Source organism: Pontibacter beigongshangensis, assembly GCF_014332515.1.
Lineage (GTDB): Bacteria > Bacteroidota > Bacteroidia > Cytophagales > Hymenobacteraceae > Pontibacter > Pontibacter beigongshangensis.
This window is the reverse complement of record NZ_VFSD01000001.1, coordinates 1-21170: the sequence shown is the minus strand read 5'-3', so window position 1 is coordinate 21170 and position 21170 is coordinate 1. Positions and strand designations below refer to the sequence as shown.

Annotated in this window: 10 protein-coding genes; all 10 read right to left on the bottom strand. The window is 51.7% G+C overall.

Annotated features, from left to right (window positions below):
- Positions 1-9: 9 nt before the first annotated feature.
- On the bottom strand, positions 10-2010 hold the full coding sequence (locus FJM74_RS00050; RefSeq protein ID WP_187260516.1) for a urocanate hydratase: 2001 nt from the start codon (positions 2008-2010) through the stop codon (positions 10-12).
- Positions 2011-2027: 17 nt separating this feature from the next.
- The gene (gene hutI, locus FJM74_RS00045) at positions 2028-3185 is read right to left on the bottom strand and encodes an imidazolonepropionase (protein ID WP_317175517.1); all 1158 of its coding nucleotides are present in this window, start codon (positions 3183-3185) and stop codon (positions 2028-2030) included.
- A gap of 1198 nt (positions 3186-4383) precedes the next feature.
- Positions 4384-5034, bottom strand: a complete 651-nt coding sequence (locus FJM74_RS00040) for a fasciclin domain-containing protein (RefSeq protein WP_187260514.1) — start codon at positions 5032-5034, stop codon at positions 4384-4386.
- 18 nt (positions 5035-5052) lie between these two features.
- On the bottom strand, positions 5053-6495 hold the full coding sequence (locus FJM74_RS00035) for a RagB/SusD family nutrient uptake outer membrane protein (protein WP_187260513.1): 1443 nt from the start codon (positions 6493-6495) through the stop codon (positions 5053-5055).
- A gap of 11 nt (positions 6496-6506) precedes the next feature.
- On the bottom strand, positions 6507-9596 hold the full coding sequence (locus FJM74_RS00030) for a SusC/RagA family TonB-linked outer membrane protein (RefSeq protein ID WP_187260512.1): 3090 nt from the start codon (positions 9594-9596) through the stop codon (positions 6507-6509).
- Between the two features lie 869 nt (positions 9597-10465).
- Positions 10466-11248 (bottom strand): response regulator transcription factor, encoded by a 783-nt coding sequence (locus FJM74_RS00025; protein ID WP_187260511.1) that lies wholly within the window; start codon positions 11246-11248, stop codon positions 10466-10468.
- 46 nt (positions 11249-11294) lie between these two features.
- Positions 11295-12866 (bottom strand): hypothetical protein, encoded by a 1572-nt coding sequence (locus tag FJM74_RS00020; RefSeq protein ID WP_187260510.1) that lies wholly within the window; start codon positions 12864-12866, stop codon positions 11295-11297.
- Positions 12867-13143: 277 nt separating this feature from the next.
- On the bottom strand, positions 13144-14367 hold the full coding sequence (locus FJM74_RS00015) for a glycoside hydrolase family 88 protein (protein WP_187260509.1): 1224 nt from the start codon (positions 14365-14367) through the stop codon (positions 13144-13146).
- A gap of 450 nt (positions 14368-14817) precedes the next feature.
- On the bottom strand, positions 14818-18975 hold the full coding sequence (locus tag FJM74_RS00010) for a two-component regulator propeller domain-containing protein (protein ID WP_187260508.1): 4158 nt from the start codon (positions 18973-18975) through the stop codon (positions 14818-14820).
- 320 nt (positions 18976-19295) lie between these two features.
- Positions 19296-20480 (bottom strand): alginate lyase family protein, encoded by a 1185-nt coding sequence (locus FJM74_RS00005; RefSeq protein WP_241738885.1) that lies wholly within the window; start codon positions 20478-20480, stop codon positions 19296-19298.
- Positions 20481-21170 lie beyond the last annotated feature (690 nt).

Below are 21170 nucleotides of genomic sequence, written 5' to 3'. Positions count from 1 at the left end.
TACACGGGTTTAAAACACCTGCTCTAAAGTTTTCTCCTCTACCAGGTTCGGCACCGTAACCTGCAAGAGGGGCGTTCTTTGCATTTCGCGCTTGATGGCAAAGATCGCTTCCTGGTTACGGGCCCAGCTTCGCCGGGCAATGCCGTTGTTCACATCAAAAAAGAGCATGTTCTTCAGTTTGCTCTCAGCCTCCTCGGTCCCGTCCAGCACCAGCCCGAAGCCACCGTTTATTACTTCGCCCCATCCTACGCCGCCACCGTTGTGGATAGATACCCAGGTAGCTCCCCTGAAGCTGTCGCCAATTACGTTCTGTATGGCCATGTCGGCGGTGAATTTGCTGCCGTCATAGATGTTGCTTGTTTCCCGGTAAGGCGAGTCTGTTCCGCCTACGTCATGGTGGTCACGCCCGAGCACAACCGGCGCAGCTAACGTACCTTTGCGTACAGCCTTGTTAAACTGCTCCGCAATTTTTGCCCGGCCTTCTGCATCGGCATATAATATGCGGGCCTGGGAGCCTACCACCAGCTGATGGCGGGCGGCTTCCTCCATCCACTTCACATTGTCCTGTAACTGCTGTGCAATTTCCGGTGGCGCTGTGAGGAGCATGTCTTTTAAAACAGCCAGTGCCATTTGGTCAGAAAGAGCCAGATCCTGTGGATTGCCTGAAGTGCAAACCCAACGGAAAGGGCCAAAGCCATAGTCAAAACAGGTAGGCCCCAGAATATCCTGCACGTACGAGGGGTACCGGAAGTCAGTGCCGTTGGCTGCCATTACATCGGCCCCGGCTCTCCCCGCCTCCAGCAGAAAGGCATTGCCATAATCGAAAAAGTAGGTGCCGCTGGCGGTATGCCTGTTTATGGCCGCCACCTGCCGCCTGAGCGATTCCTGCACGTGCTGTTTAAACAGCTCCGGGTCCCTGACCATCAGTTGGTTGGAGTCCTCGAGCGTTAAGCCTGCCGGGTAATAGCCACCGGACCAGGGGTTATGGAGCGATGTCTGATCTGAACCGAGGTGTACTACTATATTTTCATCGGCGAAGCGCTCCCAGACCTCCACCACGTTGCCGATAAAGGCCAGGGATACGCACTCCTTGCCTGCCTGCGCTTTTTTTGTACGGGCAACGAGTTGGTCGATATCCTCCAATAGCTCATCTACCCAGCCTTGCTCCAATCGCTTGCGGGCTGCCTTTGGGTTTATCTCGGCGCAAACCGTGATACAGCCCGAAATATTTCCTGCTTTAGGCTGGGCACCACTCATCCCGCCCAGGCCTGCTGTCAGGAACAGTTTTCCGGCAGGGGTTTCATCCGCTCTTAAACATTTTCGGAATGCATTCATCACAGTGATGGTTGTGCCGTGCACGATCCCCTGCGGACCTATGTACATCCAGGAGCCAGCCGTCATCTGCCCATACTGCGTAACTCCAAAAGCATTGAATTTCTCCCAGTCGGCTGGCCTGGAATAATTAGGCACCATCATCCCGTTACTGATAACAACTCTGGGAGCGGCAGGTGTGGAGGGGAAAAGGCCTAGCGGATGGCCACTGTACAGGTGCAGGGTCTGCTCGGCTGTCATCTGGGAAAGGTATTGCATCACCAGCAGGTATTGGGCCCAGTTCTGAAATACACTTCCGTTTCCGCCATAGGTAATGAGCTCATGTGGGTGCTGCGCTACGGCCGGATCGAGGTTGTTCTGAATCATCAGCATCATGCAGGCGGCATGCACGCACCTGGCCGGATACTCCTGTAGCGGGCGCGCATACATAGCATAGGGCGGCCTGAACCGGTACATATAAATTCTGCCGCAGGTCTCTAACTCATCCAGGAAGTCGGCGGCCAGTTCCTGATGCCATTCCGGCGGAAAGTAGCGCAGGGCATTGCTGATACTTAATTTCTTTTCTTCGACGTGCCGTAGCTGCTTTCTGTTGGGCGCATGGCTCACGGTATGGTCGTAAGCCCTTTTAGGAGGTAGTGCCGCCGGGATGCCTTGCCTGATTTCTTCCTTGAAATTCATAGAAAATTGCTTGCGTGTTACAGAACCGGACGACCTCTTTTCCAGACAGCGGCCGGCTTAAGTTTTCCCTGGTGATACAGAATTTCTCTGTAATCATAAACGGGAAACAGTACAAAATCGGCTAAAAAGCCTGGCGCCAGTTTTCCCCTGTCGTGCAGGCCAAGCGCCCTGGCCGCCCTGAACGTTATACCGGCAAAGACTTCTGCAGCCGATAGTTTCTCGAATACGCCTAAAACTGAGGCGAGTGTGAGCAGATCGCCCATGGGCGCTGACCCTGGATTCCAGTCGCTGGCAATGGCCAGGCTTGCCCCCTGGTCTAACAGTTTGCGGGCCGGAGCAAAGGCGCAGCCCAACCCCACAGAAGCGCCGGGCAGGGCCACAGCCACTGTATTGCTGGCAGCCAACAGTTTAATTTCCTTGTCGGTGCTGGCCTCCAGATGGTCGGCACTTACTGCCTCCAACTCAACCGCCAATGCGCTTCCGCCTGTAGAGAACTGATCTGCATGAACAGTTAAATCGAAGCCCTGTTGTTTTGCCTGCCGGAAATAAGGTCTTATCTCGTCTGCTGAAAAAGCTTCTTTTTCAATAAAGGCATCAACCCGGCTGCAGAGTTGCTCCTGAAGCAGAACCGGAAATAAATTTTCCTGCAAGTCGCGCAGGTACTCTTGCCTGTTGCCCCGGAAATCTTTTGGTAAAGTATGCGCTGCCAGGCAGGTGCTCAGGATGTCGGCCCTTGCCTCGCTGGCCGTTCGTTTTATAGCCCGCAGCATTTTAAGCTCTTCGGCTACCGATAGCCCATAGCCGCTTTTAACTTCAATAGTCGTGACGCCTTCCCGTAGATGTCGCTCCGCCCTGCTTGTGGTTAGGGCAGCCAGGTCTTCTAAGGAGGTGCTGCGGGTTTGCGTCACGGTATCCCAGATCCCTCCTCCCGAAGCAGCAATTTCCAGGTAGCTTTTTCCTTCATTTCGCAAGGCATAATCGCTGGCCCTCGAACCGGCAAAACAAATATGGGTGTGGGCATCTATAAATCCTGGCAGGCACACAAAGGGCTGTTCCAGTATGGTAAAAACGGCACCTAAGGCTGACGCTGTTTCTTTCAGATCATTATAGGGGCCAATTTTATAGATTTTTTTTCCTTGAAGTAATATTCCGGCTGTGTGTAAGGGCTCGGTCAATTCACCGGGTATTCTCCCTTTCAAAGAAAGATTATCTAACGTGATCAGTTGAGACAGGGGGCCTATGAATTTAAATTCGTTTCTCATCATTTAGCAGGATCTTTCAAAAGGTCGGAGCTGGCTTGTAGCAGCCTGTCTGTTGCTTCTATAATGTGTGCTTACGTAAACAACAGGCAGGCATCACGATCCGGATGCGCTTATTTTTTCACCGGTACCAGGTCCGGGGTGGTTGAAATCCCTTTTACCAATCGCAGACCAGAAGGTTCGCTGCTAACGCCTTGAAGTTCAGCAGCATCCTGCCTGTGCCGGAGCCTGTTGCACTGACCTGATGCAGCCGGATTGCCAGTCGGAGCAATTATTCAAATGAAAAAGCCCTCCCGGAGCGTATTTCTTCTGCTGTTGCTTCAGAACCTTATCGGGATCCAACAGCAGATACAGTTCCTGGCCCGAAAAGAAATTATTTGAATAAAAATGCCCCTTCAGGCACCCAGGCTGCTGCAGCACATCATCTGAAGCTTTCCGTATTATTGAAAAAAGGCACCTTTCTTCAAAGGCACCTTGCTTCTTCGTGCCCACCCGCCCACTCTTTTCAGAGCAGGATCAGCAGCCGCTGGAAAATGCTTTGGAGGGCATTTTTCATTTGAATAATTTGATGTAGTGTGCTGATGAGTTAATTTTTCAATTTGGAAATTTGAAGATGAGATGATTTGGAGATGAGTGACCTTTGAAGGCTATCGAATCAGTCCTGGACTCTGGCTTGAGGCACCGGGGAAGGGGCTCTGCACCCCTGGCGGAATCGCTTAGACGACTGCTAATAAAACAATGCGGCCGAAGGGTTTCGGATCAAGCTGCAGCCAAGACAGTTGGAGCCAATAGGTATCAGGATATACATACCCTAGAGTAGGGAACACACTTAAGTGATTTCAAAAGCTACTGCCAGTCTTTTGTGAAAGCTTAGGTTGACCTGCGTAAAGGACACACCAGGTGTAGATGTACTGGTAGGCATTCAAACCAGGATGAAAAGAAGACTCAGGATTTTTGGAATGGCTACTCAGCCAAAAGGCAGGAGAAGGACCTGATGAAAGATCCTCCTCCTGCCTAGAAAAGATTACAAAAGGAATCCAGTCCGATAAAGTGTGTAAGGCACCTTTTGGCCGGTTTTCTACTGGCAGCCAACTAAGCGGCTACACACCTCTTATCATTTAACTCCTGGCTCGTAATAGTTATCCGTAACATGCACCACCCCATTGGTTACCTGCAGGTTGCTGGTCCGGATAGAGGAGGTCCGCTTGGTGTTCAGGTAATTGTTGACTTCTATTCTGGAGTTCCGGTCGTTAAGGACCCGCAAGGTCATTTTGTTGTCTGCCTCGTCCAGCAGGGTGGTCACCACAGTATTGTCCGGAGTCAGTTCATCGAAGGAATATTCGCCATCCACGATATGGTAGAGGAAAAACTTCCGGACCGTTTCCACCGGAATGTCTTTCCAGCCGGTGGCATTGGTGCCGTCTGGTTTTCTTTTGTAGAAATAGGCGGCAGAGTTCAGGGTGCCGTTGCTGGTGTTTACACGCTTGAAGGTGGTCCAGGTGGGGATGATGAAGGTGCGGCCCTGCTTCTTGTACTCCTCTTCCAGTCCTGCGTATTTGACACCCTGTATAGCCATGTTAAACAGCGTATCGGCCCGTGGCTGGTTTATGTAATCCCAGGCCGACATGTTTATTTTCGGATCCAGTACCTCGTAATGGTACTTATCGTCTTTTTGAAACTCCAGCCCTGCAAAGTCGCAGCTGCTCAATAGTAAGGCGCAGGCGGCAAGGATAAAACGCTGCTTACAGTTTATATATTTTTTCATGATACAGTGGCTTTAAAATTATCTGGAATAAGGCGGGTTCTGGGCAAGGTTGTCATTCTCATTCAGGGCATCGCGGCTAATCGGGAACAGGATAAAGCCCGGATCTCCGAAGCCGGTTACCCCTACCCCTCTCTGCTCCTGCCTGCGCCGCAGCACCGGGTCCATCACGTCAATCACACGGTCGGTCCGCCTCAAGTCGAACCACCTTTTTCCTTCTGCGAACAGCTCCAGCTGGCGTTCATCCAGAATAGCGGTTTCCAGTTCCTGCTGCGAAGCAAACTGGTCTGCCGACACGGGAGCCACGCCGGCCCTTGTCTTTATCTGGTTGAGGATAGCAATGGCTGCCTCCTTGTTGGCATCGCCGCCGAGCTTGTTGAGAGCCTCAGCACGCATCAGCAGGATGTCAGACAGGCGGTACAGCGAGTTCTGCACCACTGCCTGCGTTTGCTGCGGCAGGGTTTGCACGCCTCCCTCCAGCGGGTAGTGCTTGTAAATGTCTGAGATACTACCCGAAGCCGCCTGCAGCGTGTCGTATGTCAGGTAGCGCCGGAAATCCTTTTTCTGCAGTTCCCACTTGTCAAGCAATGCCCCATCCATCTCGTAGTTACTGGTGTTGGTGCTGCTGCCGATCCGGGCCGCCAGCTCATTGCTGCCGTCCTGCTCAAATGACCAGAACAGGCTCCAGATAGCCTCCTTGGCATTATTAGGGTTGGTAAAGATCATGTTCCACTCCAGAGGCGTTTTAGCCAGCGTGTAGCGGTTCAGCTGCTGGAGCTTATCCGTTGCCTGGATTGCACTGGCGTAATCTTTCTGCCACATGTAGGCATCTGCCAGGATGGCGTAGATGCTGCCGATGTTTATTTCATACACACTCGCATTGGCCGGGTTGGCAAGCGAGGCAGCCGTGTTCAGGTCTTCCACCACCTGCGCCAGCACCACATCAGCGGGCGTGCGCTCTATCTTCAGGTTTCTGTCAGATACGGGCTCGAGCAGCAGTGGCACATCGCCCCACAGTTTCACGGCCGTAAAATGGCAGTAGGCACGCATGGCGTAGGCCTGGGCCAGGTAATGGTTTTTGGCCCCTTGGGTTAAATCGCCACCCGTGATGCCCGGAATGTAGTTGATGGCCAGGTTCGCCCGCAGAACGGTTACATATAGGTTGTCCCAGTTCAGCTGCGGCAGGTCGGCGGTAAGGCCGTTGAATGAGAACTTCACCTCTCTGGTTGAAGTGGGGCCGTGCATAAAATTATCGGACCTGCCTTCGCCCCAGTCGATATAGCGCTCGCTGACAACGGACTGCAGCCCGTCGTACATACCGGCTATGCCCGCCACTACATCGTCCTGGTTTTTCCAGAATTTATCTGCCGATAGTTCCGACACAGGTTGCTCATCCAGAAAACTCTCGCAGGAAGAAACTGACAGCAGAAGCGGAAAGGCACATATATAGAATATTCGTTTCATGATGCTAATGATTAAAAGTTAAGGTTTAGTCCCAATCCGGCCTGACGGGCTCTTGGATATCTTCCGTTGTCCTCGCCCATCGAAAGCGGGCTTCCCAGGCTTATTTCCGGGTCATACCAGCTGTAGTTGGTCCAGGTGAGCAGGTTGTTGCCATAGGCATAAATGCTCAGGCCCTTTAGTTTAATGCGGCTGGTCAGCGACTCATCAAAAGTGTAGGTCAGTTTTACGTTTCTCAGGCGTACAAAGGAGCCGTCTTCCAGGAAGAAGCTGCTGAGCTCCGGCATGTTGTTCATGGTGGTGTTGTTGGCGATAACGGCACGCGGCACGTTGGTCACATCGCCGGGGTGCTCCCAGGCAGCATGGATAAAGTTTTTGTCTGGCGTGATGTTCGTAGTTCTTAAGCCAGCCTGCTCGTAGCGTCCTTTGTTATAGATCTTGTTTCCCCACTGGGTATAAAAGCTGAAGGCCAGGCTGAAGTTCCGGTAGTTTACCTGGTTATAGATTCCGGCAATAAACTTTGGCTGCGCATTTCCCAGTATAACTCTGTCTTTGTCGTCTATCACAAAGTCGCCGTTGGCATCGTGCCAGATCACGTCGCCGCCTTTCGAGATACCGTTCGGCATCTGCATCTGCTTCACCTCGCCCGTATACTGCTGCTCATGCAGCATATAGTGCGCAAAATTTCCCCCTTCGTTAAAGACTGGCGTTAACCTTACCCCCTCAGGCGTATAAGCGTTCGACTCGTTATAGGCGTAAACACCCAGGTGATCGTAGCCATAGAAGTCTCCCACGGCACCGCCTTCTTCCAGGTACCACCGCCCGGAGGTGATCATCGGAACGCCGTTAAACAGCTGTCGCACGGTGCTCTGGTTAAATGCCATGTTGTAAGACAGGTTCCAGGTCAGGTTGCTGTTCCGGATGGGATACGTGTTGAGGGTAAATTCCAGGCCTTTGTTCTGGATAGAGCCTACGTTCACCCGGGTGGAGGTATAACCGATCTCGCCCGGAAGCGGGGCACCGTAAAGCAGGTCTTCGGTGATCTTGTCGTAATAATCGGCCGTGAAGGTTACTCTGTTTTTCAGGAAAGTGAGGTCCAGGCCTACGTTCAGCTGCTTGGTCGTTTCCCAGCTCAGGTTGTCGTTGCTCATCATTCTGGAAGGCACAATGCCCAGCACGCCGTTGTAGTAGTTGCCGCCAAAGGTGTAGCGCTCCAGGGCATCGTAGTTGCCGATGCGCTCATTGCCGGTTTCGCCATAACTCAGGCGCAGCTTGCCATCATCCAGCACGCGGCTGGTCCAGGCCATGAACGACTCGTCTGAAAATCGCCAGCCTACCGAGGCAGACGGGAAAGTGCCCCACCTGTTGTTTTTGCCGAAGCGGGAGGAGCCATCGCGGCGCACCACCAGGTTTACCATGTACCGGCCCTTGTAGTTATAGCCTAAGCGGCCAAATATACCGGCCAGCGAGTGCCTCGACTCATCGTTGTAGATATCTGACAGCGACTTGTTCCCAATGGCGTTCGATGTGATGATAGACTCCGTTACATAGTTGCTGCCCTCTATCTGTGAGCTTTTATCTACCCACTGCTCTGTGCTTACCCCCAGCACCGCACTGAACGCATGATCGTTCCAAAATGTCTTGTCGTAGTTGAGGTAGTTCTGCTGCATCCAGTAGGTGCCCAGGCTATTGCTGTAGCCCCCGCTGTTCACGTTGTTGTTGACCAGTTTAGGCGTAAAATGCAGCCGGTCGCCGTAGTTCACCCTGATGTTGAAGTCTGATGTCAGTTTCAGGCCATCGGCAATCTGGTAGGTGAGGTAGTTGTAGACGTTGGCAGAGTAGGTCTGGTACTCGTTTTTCCGGAGCAGGGCTTCTGCCAGCGGATTCCGGCGACCGGCAATGATGGGCGCCAGCGTGCCATCCGGAAGGTATACCCGGAAGGTAGGCGGCCGCTGTGTGGCCTGCCGCAATACAAACCCTTCGTTTATCCGGTTCTCTGTCTGGTAAGAAAACTGCATTCTGTTGCCGAACTCAAACCGGTCTGTGGCCTTGTAGGTTATGTTTACACGGGCTCTTACCTGCTTTGCCCAGCTGTTCAGAATAATGCCTTCGTCGTCGAGGTAGCCGAGGCTGGTGTAGTAGTTCAGTTTGTCGGAGGCGCCGCTCACGGTAAAATCTAGCTGATGCCTTCTGGCCATGCGGGTAATCATGTCCTGCAGGTCATTGTCGGCGTTAAAGGCCGGGTTCAGGGAGTCGGCATTTAAGGGGCTGTTTACGGCATCGCCGCGCATTTTACGCTCAAAAACGCGCCTGTCGCTGGCGTTTGCCACCGGGAGCTTGTGGGCCAGCTGGCTCATCATGTGGTTGTAGCGCACGTCGATTTTGGGCTTGCCCTGCACGCCGCGCTTGGTGGTTACAATAATTACACCGTTGGCAGAACGAGATCCGTAAATGGCAGCCGAGGCGGCATCTTTCAGAATCTCGATCGACTGCACATCATTCGGGTTGATGCCGTCTATGTTGTCCATTGGCACGCCGTCTACCACAAACAGAGGGTTTACGCCCCCCTCCAGGGTAGAAGTTCCCCTGATGCGGATCGAAGACTCTGCCCCTGGGCGGCTATCGGAGTTGATCTGCACTCCAGCCGCCTGCCCCTGCAGGGCATCGTAGATATCGACTGGCTGGCGCTCGTTTATTTTTTCGGCGCTAACGGATACGATGGAGCCCGTTACGTCTCGGGCATCCTGTGTTCCGTACCCCACCACTACTACTTCCGAAAGCGTTCTGGAATCAGCCGCGAGCGTAACGTTGATCGTAGCCTGGTTTCCAACTGTAACCGTCTTGGTCTGGAAACTTACGTAGGAGAAAACCAGCACCGAAGACGGAGAGGGAACCGTAAGTGCGTACATGCCGTCGATGTCGGTAGAAGCGCCGGTGCTGGTGCCCTGCACTATAACGGTTACGCCCACCAGCGCCTCCCCTTCTGATGAGGTGACTTTTCCGGTTACCTTTACCTGTGCCCAGGCAGGCAAGGCCAGGAGCAGCAAAACAATCCCAGTCAGGATTGTCCTGGAAAAGCTTTTTAGTTGTATATATTTATGCATAGCGGTTTGTGATATTAATAATAAAGGTTTCAAGACAATGAAATGGAACCGACTGCCCTGTGGCAGCTGCTGTTTTATGTTTAACCCGCAGGTCAGTCGATGTTGTATGGCTATCTCCTTGCTCCCTGCAAGGTTAGCGAATAAATTTGTTCACCAGGTATCTCAATCGTTCCACGATGGGTATCGGATAGTCCGAAAGGGAACGAACAATCGTTATTTTCTCAGTAATCAGGTCAGGCACATCGGCTTACACCGGATCATATTAAACTAATGTTGCTCCAACTTGATTTTCAGAAAAGAGTAAGATTTGTAGCGCTGCCAGAAGGCTTCACCGCCTTCATTTCTAATTTCTAATTTCTAATTTCTAATTTTACGAAGTACCAGGATGTTTATTTTCAAGAGTAACCTGCCTCTTAACTCGACGCAGCACCGTGGGTTTGGGGTTGTTTGAACCAGCTATACAATAATAAGAAAATCCGGCTTGCCGCAAGGGTTCATATCGTTCAATTAATGGTATCGAAAAGTTCTGCAGGTAACAAACAGTCATAATTTTCAGGAAATTTTTCCGCCATCTTCCATAATCGGCTGCAGTTCACCAGTTCCCCCACACAGGGCAAATTATTTGAATGAAATTGCCCCTCCGGAGCCTAAGTAAAGCCGCAGGATTCCGGTAACATGCGTTGTGTGGTCATGTGTTGCCAGGGGGCTTCCTCGTTTGTTTTCAAATTTCCGAATCATCTAAATCATCAAAGCACCTACAAGTGAGCCTGGTTGGGTGGAGGAGCAATTATGCTAATGAAAAGTGACCTTCTGAGGTACTTGGTGCTGCTGCTGCCTCTTCAGAATCCGGCACCATTTTTTTGAGCCGGCTACTTAACGTAGTCAGAGGGGTTGTCGCCATACAGGTTGCGGAAAAGTTTGCTAAAATATTTGGGATCGTTGTAGCCGACCTCATACGCTATTTCTGCCACCGAGAGACTGTTGTGCCGCAGCAGCATCTCCGCTTTCTTCAGTCGCACCGACCGGATAAGGTCTAAGACAGACATCCCGGTCAGCATTTTGATTTTCCGGAACAAAACAGGCCTGCTCATCCCCATCTGTCCGCCCAGCTCTGTTACTCCAAAATCAGGGTTCTGCATATTTTCTTCCAGCACCCTCATCAGCCTGTGTAAAAAGGTGTCATCCGGGTTTTCCATTTCCCGGTTCTGTGGCTGCAGCCTAATATAGCGGCTAAATTTTTCTTTCAGCTTTGTGCTGAGGGTGAGCAGATTCCTGACCTTCAGAAGCAGCAGCTGCACGTTAAATGGCTTGGCAATATACTCGTCGGCTCCATTCTCAAGTCCTTCTACCTGGTGGCTCTCTGTGCCACGGGCCGTGAGCAGAATGATGGGGATATGGCTCGTCCGTTCATCAGACTTGAGTTTTTGCGTCAGCTCTATTCCGTCAATCTCTGGCATGGTCACGTCGCTGATTATCAGGTCGGGCAGGTTTTCTGTTGCCGCCTCCCAGCCCTCCAGACCATCTGATGCCTCCAGCACCTGGTACAGGGGCGAGAGGAGATCCACCAGAAAATCCCTGATCTCAAAGTTGTCCTCCACCAGGAGCACACTTGCTTTTACTTTTTTCCCCGTTTGTTGTTCGTCTTCCCGCATGATGTCTGCTTCTGCTAAAAAATGAGATCTCTAAGGCTGGCTCCCGTTACAACCTCTCCTCCAAGGCCTCCTTCTTTCTTGCTTTTAATTGAGATAAGTACAGAGAGGCTGGCTGCAGCCCCGGCTGGTTCAGGCCTTCCCACTCCCCGACTGGTCGCCCGGCCAGGCGGCCAGCTGCCTGCTGCCCCTGCAGGCCGATACTATAATTTCTGCCAGAGGCCCAGGGGCTTTGCACCGTTGCTTTTTTTGCCTGGCAGTTCCAGAGCACCTGTGTTACGCCCGCCCAGCCGTGGCCTGTGCCCCAGTTGCCCCGGTCCTGCACGTTTATTTCGCCGTCGGTGCTGATGTTGTCGTAGAGGGTGCCGGCCGACCAGCGGTGGTGCGGGCCAATGTCGCTGTGGGCGTTGGTGGCGGTGCAGTTGTAAAACACGTTGGGCCCTAACACCATGGCTCCTGTTACAAAGTCGTGCCTGCCCTCGGTGGTTTGGAGGTCCCGGAACAGGTTGAGCTGGCCGTCGTTGTTAAACGAGTAGCGGCGGCCGCCCCAGATCCGCGACTTGGCATCCAGGCATTTTGAGTCCTGCACCGTTACCTGCTTCACGCTTTTGCCCAGGCTCACGCAGCCAAAGCCGAAGTACCGCGAAGTCACGTTTTTGACCCAGCCATTCTCCACTTTGCTGAAATCCACGGCAATCCAGCCATGGTCCTCGTCCTCCTCGCCGGCGTATTCCGACTCAAAGCAGATGTTCTCCACGCCCACTTCCGATATTCTGCCCTCAAAGGAGTAGCCATAGATTTCGCCGCCGCCGTACCGGCTCTCCATCTCCATCACCACCGGGTTATCTAAAAACACTTCATTTCCATTTATGCTGGTTATGACACGCTCGAAGTGCAGGTCGTATTGTTGCGGCTCCCATTGCTTTGTGCCTTCCCGGGCTTCGATCTGGTTCATCCTGATGTCGGTGATCCAACGGGTAGTGCCGGGCCTGTAGAGGATAATGCGGTCGCCCGCCTTAAAAATGGCTGCAGCAGCCACCCGAACCGACATGGCGCCGGTGGGCACAAAGGCATCTGTTAGGGGCGTTCTGGTGCCGGGCCGCTCTACAAGGCTGCCCGTGCCCGTTACCTGCAGCAGCGATCTTTTTCCTTTGCCTGTGGCCACCAGCCTGGTGCCGCCGGCCTCATCGCCTTCGCCTCTGAGCACGATGCCGCCTGCCCGGATGTGGAGGCTGCCCGGAATCAGGTAATCGCCTTTTTTGAGCAGAATGGCCCCTCTGAACCCGGCCTTATCCGGCTGCAGGGCAGACACCTCGTCGATGGCGCGCTGAATGATTTCCTGGCTGGACCCGCTGCCGGGCGGCCGGATTGTTTTCACGACTGGCAGCACCGGAATCTCTTTATTCCCCTGATGATAGCCAACACGGCTGAAATCCGGGATCACATTTCCTTTCTCATCCGGATGGTAGCGCAGGCCGCCGTCGGGGTTCAGGGAAACAAATTTGGAGGACCAGCCCCCTTTCTGGGCAGCAGTGCTTACCTGCGCTACATCGCTTTGCTGCCTGACGGCGCACGAAAGCATAAGCAGCGACAAGAGTACAGCGGTAGATAATCGGCTCATATACTTCATATAAATGGGGCTGATGCGGTTTGTTTAGCGCCAATAGCTACCTGTTTTGTAAACTGATGAAAGGAGCAATTATTTGAATCAAAACACCCCTCCAGAGCCTGCTGATGCTTTTTTAATACAAGTTGCATCAGCCAGTATCTATTGACAAGGATTCCTCATTGACTACTCTTTTTCATCAGTTTACAAAACAGGTGAGCTTCCTCCACCTAAAACCTCTTTGCGGCTCAGAGAAGATGGTTATGCTATATCATTGCTGCCTTGGGTTGCCTCAGAAAGCTGACAGCGGGCCAGTAAACCCATTCTTCTTCCGAAGCAGCGCCTCCAGGTAGTAATAGTCGGCATACGAGATGGGCACATCTATTTCGTCGTTCTTGGGCAGGTTGCCGGTGCTGTGCCGCAAAATAAACGGATGGCTGGCCGTAGCTGGTACCAGGTAAGCATCAGAAGACAGAGCTGCCATAATCTGATCAGCCGCTGTCTTAAACCTGGCAGTATGCGCGGCAGAATAAGTGCTCAGTTCATAGAAGGCCGATGCTATGACAGCGGCCGCCGACGCATCGCGCGGCGCGTCCGGGATATTTGGGGCATCAAAGTCCCAGTATGGCACCATGTCGGCAGGCAGGTTTTTGTGGTTGAGGATAAACTGACCTATGTTTTCGGCCAGCTCCAGAAAGCGCTTATCGCCGGTTTCGCGGTAGGCCATGGTGTAGCCATATAAGGCCCAGGCCTGGCCACGCGCCCACGAAGAACCATCGGCATAGCCCTGGTGTGTTGCCTTGGATTTTACTTTGCCCGTAACCGGATCATAATCCACTACATGAAATGTGCTGTAATCGCTTCGGAAATGATGTTGCATGGTGGTGAGGGCATGCTGGTGGGCCACCTTGTAAAAAGAAGAGTCGCCGGTAAACCTGGTTGCCAGAAAGAGCAGTTCCAGGTTCAGCATGTTGTCTATGATCACAGGAAACTCCCATTTGTCGCGGTTGTGGTCCCAGGAGCGGAGGCTGCCAATTTTTGGGTTGTACCGGGTCATGAGCGTTTCGGCACTTTTAATCAGCACAGCCTTATAGTGTGGGTTCTGGGTGAGGGCATAGCCCTGCCCGAAGCTGCAGTTCACTTTAAAGCCCATGTCATGGGTCCGGTTATTGTGTTTCTCCTTCTCTATAAAGGCAGTCCACTTTTCGGCTTGCTCCCGGTAACGGGGGTCGTTGGTGTAGCCATAGGCCAGCCAGAGGTTCCCCGGAAAGAAGCCGCTGGTCCAATCCGATGATTTCACCCCCCGGATGCTGCCATCGTGCTCCACTGCCCGCGGAATCTGATTTGAATCCGGTGTTATGGCGAGGCCTTTCTCCAGCCTTTGCAGGGCTGCTACGATCAACTGGTCGTCTGTAACCAGTTTTTCAGTAGCTGTACTCGGCCGCTGCCCCTGGCCGGAGCATCCTATCAGAACCGTGGCCCCGAACAGGCATAAAATGTGTACTAATTTGTTCATGTGTACTTCTGCTTTAGTAAAGAATTGATCCAGAAAAACAAGATGGCAGGGTTGGAGCAGCAGCACCGGCTGTTGTTATAAAATGCCGGAGGGGCTTTTTTATTTAAATAATTGCTGCTCCTGCCCTACCTGCCTAATGCTGGGCTACTCTATGCCCCTGATTCATGAACCTAAGGTCGGATAATTTGCCTTTCTGAAAATCCGGTTTAGGGTATACAGAAGTACTTTTAGCATTGTCGGGGTTAGAAAGGGTTAGTTTTTTGGCCTTAACGAAGGATTTTAAAATATTTGGAAGGAGTTGCTGAGCTGGCTGCATGGGAAAAAATAATGTTCCCTTAAAAGTTGAGCAGGGCACAAAGCAGGCATTTACTGCAGGTTTGCCACAGAACCCGGCTGCCGGAAGCCCTGCTCACCTTACATGCCCATATCGGAATCATTGCCGGCAAGGTCTCAACCTTCCACCACTTTTTGATTGGCGAATCTTTTGGCGTAGGCGGTTGGGGTTTCGGAGTAGTGTTTCTGGAAGCACTTGCTGAAGTATTTGGGGTTACGGAACCCAACCTCATAGCCCACTTCAGAAATGTTGAGCTTATTCTGCTCCAGCAACTGGGCGGCGCGTTTCATCCGCATGGTATGGATAAATTCATTTGGTGTGAGATTGGTCCACGCCTTCACTTTGGTAAATAGCATGGTCCTGCTTACTCCCAGTTCCTCACAAAAAGTAGCGATATCGAAGGTCTCGTTCGAGATGTTCTCCTCTACAATCAGCAGTGCTTTTTCCAGCAGTTTTTCATCCAGCGAAGAAACCGTGATCTCTTTGGGCTTCACTACCGTCTGGCTGGCGAACTTCTCTTTCAGTTTCTGCTGAGTGTTTACCAGGTTCCGGACTTTAAACTTCAGCTCCTGCACATTAAATGGCTTGTTGAGGTAGTCGTCGGCACCGGTTTCCAGGCCTTCGTGCCTGAACTGCTGCGAGGTGCGGGCCGTAAGCAGAATAAAGGGGATATGGCTTGTCTCCAGGTTTGACTTTACCTGGGCGCAGAGGTCGATGCCATCCATCTCTGGCATCATCACGTCGCTTATAATAAGGTCCGGCACGTGCTGCAGGGCCATTTCCAGCCCTGCTCTGCCATCGGTGGCTTCCCAGACATCATATTCTTCACTAAATATCTGAGCTATAAATTTCCGGAGGCTTTCGTTGTCTTCTACCACCAGCACCGAGCGTTCAAACCGTCGGGGCCCGGCAATCATCATCTCCGGCTCCGCTACTGCAGGCAACAGTGTTTCTATTTCGGCCTGGTCATGGCCTTCCACCGGCCGTGCTGTATTCACCATCTGTTCCGGCTGCAGGTGTTCATTTCCTAAGGGTAGTACCACCACAAACGTGCTGCCTTCTTTTTTTCTGCTCACTACCTCTATCTTGCCAGAATGCAGGTTTACAATGCCTTTGGCAAGCGCCAGCCCAATGCCGGTGCCTTTGTTATACTTTGTGATCAGGAGATTGCGGCTCTGATCCACCTCATAAAAGCGGTCGAATATTTTCTCCAGGTGTTCTTCTTCTATGCCTACTCCATTATCGGTAATTTTAATCTCCACGGCTGCCGGCAGTTGCTTAACACTCACTGCTATAGTCCCGCCCCGGGGCGTATACTTAAAGGCATTGGAAATGAGGTTCATGACCACCCGCTCCATTTTCTCGCGGTCGTACCACACCAGTAAAACGTCCGTGTCGCTGCTGAAGCTGTAGTGGTATTTCTGCATTTCGGCAAACTGCCTGAAAGAGGCATACACATCCTCTACAAATTTCACGATGTTTCCCTCCGAGGCCTGCAGCTCCAGGCCATTGTTTTCGTACTTCCGGAAGTCCATTAATTCATCGATCAGGCGGCGCAGTCGGTTGGCATTGTTCTCTATGGTAACCAGCTGCTTATACGCATCTTTATCTCCTTTAAATTTAGCCACCATCTGCTCCAGCGGGGCCAGTATAAGGGTAAGAGGCGTCCTGAATTCGTGCGACACATTGGTAAAGAACTGTATCTTCATCTGGTTCAGCGACTCCTGCCTTTCCTTGTCCAGATGCTCCAGTTCCAGAGCGTGCCGGAGCCTGGAGCGCGACAGCACAATTTTCATCCATTGAAAAATGGCTGCCAGCACCAACAGCGCATAGATACTGTAAGCCCACCAGGTGCGCCATGGGGCAGGGTTTACCTTTACCTTCAACACAGTAGGATGCTCTGTCCAGACGCCATCGTTGTTGGCGCCTTTTACTTCAAACACATAATCGCCTGGCGCCTGAATGGTGTAGGTGGCGTTGTTACTGCTGGTGTAGTTCCAGTTCTCCTCCAGCCCTTTCAAGCGGTAGGCGTAGTGGTTTTTCCGGGAATTAATGAAGTTGGGCAGGGCAAACTCGATGCTGAAAATAGCCTGGTCATAATCCAGCACCACCTCTTTGGTAGCCGAGACTATCTTCTCCAGCACACTTTCCTGCTCCCCCACCTTTACGGACTGGCCAAAGAGTTTAAAATCTGTAAGGACCACGGCCGGAGCATACTGGTTGGAAGCAATACTGTCGGGGTGGAAACTGGTAATGCCGGCCAGGCTGCCAAAGTACATGTAGCCATTGCTCGCCTCCAGCCGCGAGTTGTTGTTAAACTCGTTCGATACCAGGCCATCTGTCTCACTGTAGGCTTTGTAGGTTTTGGTGCCGGGGTTATATTGAATGATTCCCTGGTTTGTACTGATCCAGAGGTTTCGCTGGCCGTCTTCCATAATGCCGTGCACCAGGTTGCTGGCAGAGCCGGTCATCACTTCCAGGTTATGCGTCCTGAAGCTGCCTGAAACGCTGTCCCACATGCTCAGCCCCGAGGCGCTCGTACCCACCCAGATCCTTCTCTGGCTATCCTCAAAAATGGTTAAGACATCTTCGCCGGTTCGTTTGTTGATGTCATAGAAAAAGTGCCTGAATGTGGGGTTGCTTGCCTCCATCTGCGAAGCCGACAGGAAGTTAAGCCCATACTGCGTTCCTACCCATAGGTTACCCTGCCCATCTTTCAGCACGGTTCTGACCAGGTTGCTGGTCAGGTTGCTGTTTACTCCCTCTCTGAAGGCCGTAGCCTTGCCTGTTTTCCAGTTGAACAGGTTCAGGCCACCGCCATGGGTGCCCAGCCAGAACAGGCTGTCATTCTGCTGTACGATGGCATAGATGTTATCATTGCTGATAGAAGCAGCTGTCGCATCTCTCCTGTAGCGGCTGACCTTTCCGGTTTTCAGGTTCACAATGTTCAATCCTGCGCTAAAGGTGCCAATCCACAGGTTGTCGCGGCCATCTAACAGGAGTGACTTCACGTTGTTATGGCTAATGGAGTTGGCAGTCTCGTTTTTCCGGATATAGCTGAATTTCTGCGTTTTAGTGTTCAGCACATTCACCCCACCTCCTTCTGTGCCTATATAAAGGTTGCCTTGCCTGTCTTCTTTGATGGCACTGATCACATCGAAGCTGAGCCCCGGTTGGCCCGCTATATTTTTATAATTCTTAAAATTGCTGTTCTGGCTATCGAGGAGGTTAATACCACCATAATAGGTGCCTGCCCACAAAGAGCCTTTCCGGTCCAGAAAAAGAGATTTCACAGAGTTTCTGCTCAGCGAGTGCGGGTCGCCTTCGTTGTTCTGCAGCCGCTGCACCTGCATAGAGCCTGGGTCCAGCAGGTTAAGCCCTGTGTAAGTGCCCACCCACAACTTACCGGCGCTGTCGAATACCAGTGCGCGCACATCATCGTGGCTGATGCTGTTAGGGTCTTCCGGCTTATGCCGGATAACTTCGACGGCCCCTGTTTTTTTATTCATTTTGTTCAGGCCGCCATACTTTGTTCCGATCCAGAGGTTCCCGTAGGCGTCTTCTGCCAGCTTCTGCGTCAGGTTGTCGCTGATGGTGTGGGGCTGCCCAGGATTGCGTGTGAACCTTGTGACAGTGGGCTTCCCCTCCATATCTATGGTCATTTTGTTGAGCCCCTGCGATGTAGCCACCCACAGCGTCCCCTCGCTATCCTCTAAAATATCCTGGATAAAGTCTCCGGACAGACTGTTGGGGTTCTTAGGGTCGTGGCGAAAGGTCTGGAATGTCTGGTTTTTCCTGTCGTACCGGTTCAACCCGTTAGATGTGCCGATCCACACATCGCCTTGGCGGTCTTCGCAAACTGACCATACATTATTGTTGGAGATGCTGGCGCTGTTCTCATCCTCATGCTCGAAGCGTATAAACCTATTCTGCTGGTAGTCATACCTGTTCAGACCATGAAAAGTGCCTATCCAAAGATCGCCCTGCGTATCTACCAGTAATTCGGTAATGTCGTTGTTGCTGATCGTATAGGCATCTTTAGGATTATGCTTATACTGCGTAAAGGTGTGACCGTCATATTTGTTGAGCCCGTCGCGGGTGCCAAACCACATTAATCCGTTATGGTCCTGGGCTATGGAGATTACCGAACTCTGCGACAAGCCTGCTGAAATGGATAGGTGCCGAAACGAAAAATCCGCTTTTTGGGAGAATGCGGGAACAAGCGACAAAAGAAGCAAGGCGAACACAACAAGGCCTTTATAGCTCTGACGCATAGGTGGTTTGACAACTAAAGTTAAGGTAAGCATGTAGAAATGTAAGCCTTTTTATTTCCAGAAACAACCGCATTATAAAAATTAATACTCCTGTTCCACAAGAATCAGGTCTGGTTCCTCAAGAACGACAATCCGACTCTACAGCGGGTACTTCTAATTTTATCTAAAATTAACATTCGTTCTGATCACCAAAAGACCAAGCCATACCTCTACGTAATTATTCCAATATTTGGTAATTGCCGACAGCCTCTCTTCAATGGTAAGGTCTCCGGCAGATGTTCGATGATGGTCTCTTTGCCTCTTTCTGCGGACTTAGCCATTTAAAGCCAGATCAGCGGGTTTCGGATCGGCAGGTTTCGGATGATCTCAGCCTCTCTTGGAGCATGTTCCAGGTTTTTCCAGGTTTTAAACATAGCCTTATGGTTCAGCTCTTTAGCTCCAAACAACAGAAACGGCTGCGCCACAGGCCAATGCTCCCAGTACATCACATCCCGGGCAAAGGGCCATTTACTTTTTTGCGCCACGTAGGGATACAGAAATGCTATTCCTTTCTGAATGGATTTGCCGTCAGGCGTTGTGTATTCCCAGAGATTATAAGAACTGTCGGAGAGCAGGTACACCAGCATGGTCATGGCGTCGAGGTTAAAGAGAGAGTACCCGTAAGTCTTGGTTCTGGCCAACTCCAGCGGGAAACTCCCATCGGTTGCCATCTGGTTGGGCAGCAATATGTCCTTGTACCTGCTACGGCAGAAGCTCAGCAGTTGCCTGTCGCCGGTTAAGCGCGCGAAGGAGGCTACCTGCATGGCCCAGCAGGTGGCATGGTTATTTTTCCAGTTCATTTCTTCGTGCCCATACGGGTGCGTAGTCAGCCAGATAGTGTATTCTCTGAACCAGTTCCGGATGGCATCCACTATGACCTGGTCTACCCCTGGGGCATTTTCCATCACCAGCACCCCCTGCGCCACCTCCATCAGGTGAATAGTATCGATGATGCCAATGCCCCGGCCGGTTACTCTTCCTTTAATGGCCTGTGCAAAGTTAAGGGAGGGATTCATCAGAGTCTCCGGGTCTACGAACCAGGCACTCAGGTGCCGGAATGCGTGCTTGGCGTAGGTGGCATCGCCGGTTATTTTGTAAGCTGAGGCAAGCGCTCCCACTATGCGGCTGAACCGGATCATGGCCTCGCGGTGAGCCACAAAGTTGTCCGGGTTGGTCATACCATCACGCTGCAGGTAAGGCCCGTCCTGATTTTCCGGGTCGGGCCACCAATAATCGCCTTCCGAATAGAAATCGTGCCTGCCGCCAGCACTCCGTTCGGCCACAGCAGCCGTTACTGTTTCAGGCTCCTGCACAAGCGCCCAAGCAGCCTCTTTTAACACCTGCGCCCGCAGCACTTTTATAACTTTTTTTTCAAAGGCCTTATCTTGCTTCTCATCCCGGGCTTCGCTATTTAGCGGCAACAGGCACAGCAGCAGCAAAAAGGTCTTCAGGAGGGGCATTTTCATTAGAATAATCCGGTTAATGGTCTGATGCATGATCGCCAAAATTATTAAATAGTTCTTCCGAGAGGCCACTGGAGGCAAGTTGATGCTCGCTCGCCTTAACAGTTAATTTCAGGGTTTAGGCTATAATGAAAAATCCACCAAGCAATTCTGTGCCGGCTATGCTTTGAAGCAGCAGCAGTAATTGCAGGCTCTGGAGGGCACTTTTGATTTAAATAATTACTTTGAATCATATTCCTGCTTCCCCCCAAGTCTGATAACGTTACTGTTTTTCTGTACCTAATGGTCTAAAGGTAACAAACACAAACACCTCAATAATCCGGAATTGGTATAACTATCGTACGTTTGTGAAAATAAACTGCTTTCCAGAACAGCTTTATAAGATACTTCTGATGTTAATACATCCATACTGAGTTTGTCTCCGCTTGCAATTTGGTCACAGGGAATTTAGAACATTCCTTTTTCTGCCCCACCCGAAGTATGACATATTAGAAATCAGAAATGAAGGGAGATAAGTTTTTTGGCTGCTTTACGCGCTTTAAGCCTATTTAGAAATTAAACTGGAGGGGTACTTCGTACATCCCAGTACCCCTGCATCAAGTCAAATCCCCCGCTCGCGGGCCGGAGCAGCAGCCGGAGCCGAAGAGGTCTCCCAAACTCTTCCTGTAGGCGTATATTCAAGACCTAAGGCGA

Excerpts from the sequence above, each read along its gene's own strand:
- FJM74_RS00050 (WP_187260516.1), bottom strand. The coding sequence starts at position 2,010 with ATGAATTTCAAGGAAGAAATCAGGCAAGGCATCCCGGCGGCACTACCT.
- FJM74_RS00040 (WP_187260514.1), bottom strand. The coding sequence starts at position 5,034 with ATGAAAAAATATATAAACTGTAAGCAGCGTTTTATCCTTGCCGCCTGC.
- FJM74_RS00035 (WP_187260513.1), bottom strand. The coding sequence starts at position 6,495 with ATGAAACGAATATTCTATATATGTGCCTTTCCGCTTCTGCTGTCAGTT.
- FJM74_RS00030 (WP_187260512.1), bottom strand. The coding sequence starts at position 9,596 with ATGCATAAATATATACAACTAAAAAGCTTTTCCAGGACAATCCTGACT.
- FJM74_RS00025 (WP_187260511.1), bottom strand. The coding sequence starts at position 11,248 with ATGCGGGAAGACGAACAACAAACGGGGAAAAAAGTAAAAGCAAGTGTG.
- FJM74_RS00020 (WP_187260510.1), bottom strand. The coding sequence starts at position 12,866 with ATGAGCCGATTATCTACCGCTGTACTCTTGTCGCTGCTTATGCTTTCG.
- FJM74_RS00015 (WP_187260509.1), bottom strand. The coding sequence starts at position 14,367 with ATGAACAAATTAGTACACATTTTATGCCTGTTCGGGGCCACGGTTCTG.
- FJM74_RS00010 (WP_187260508.1), bottom strand. The coding sequence starts at position 18,975 with ATGCGTCAGAGCTATAAAGGCCTTGTTGTGTTCGCCTTGCTTCTTTTG.
- FJM74_RS00005 (WP_241738885.1), bottom strand. The coding sequence starts at position 20,480 with ATGAAAATGCCCCTCCTGAAGACCTTTTTGCTGCTGCTGTGCCTGTTG.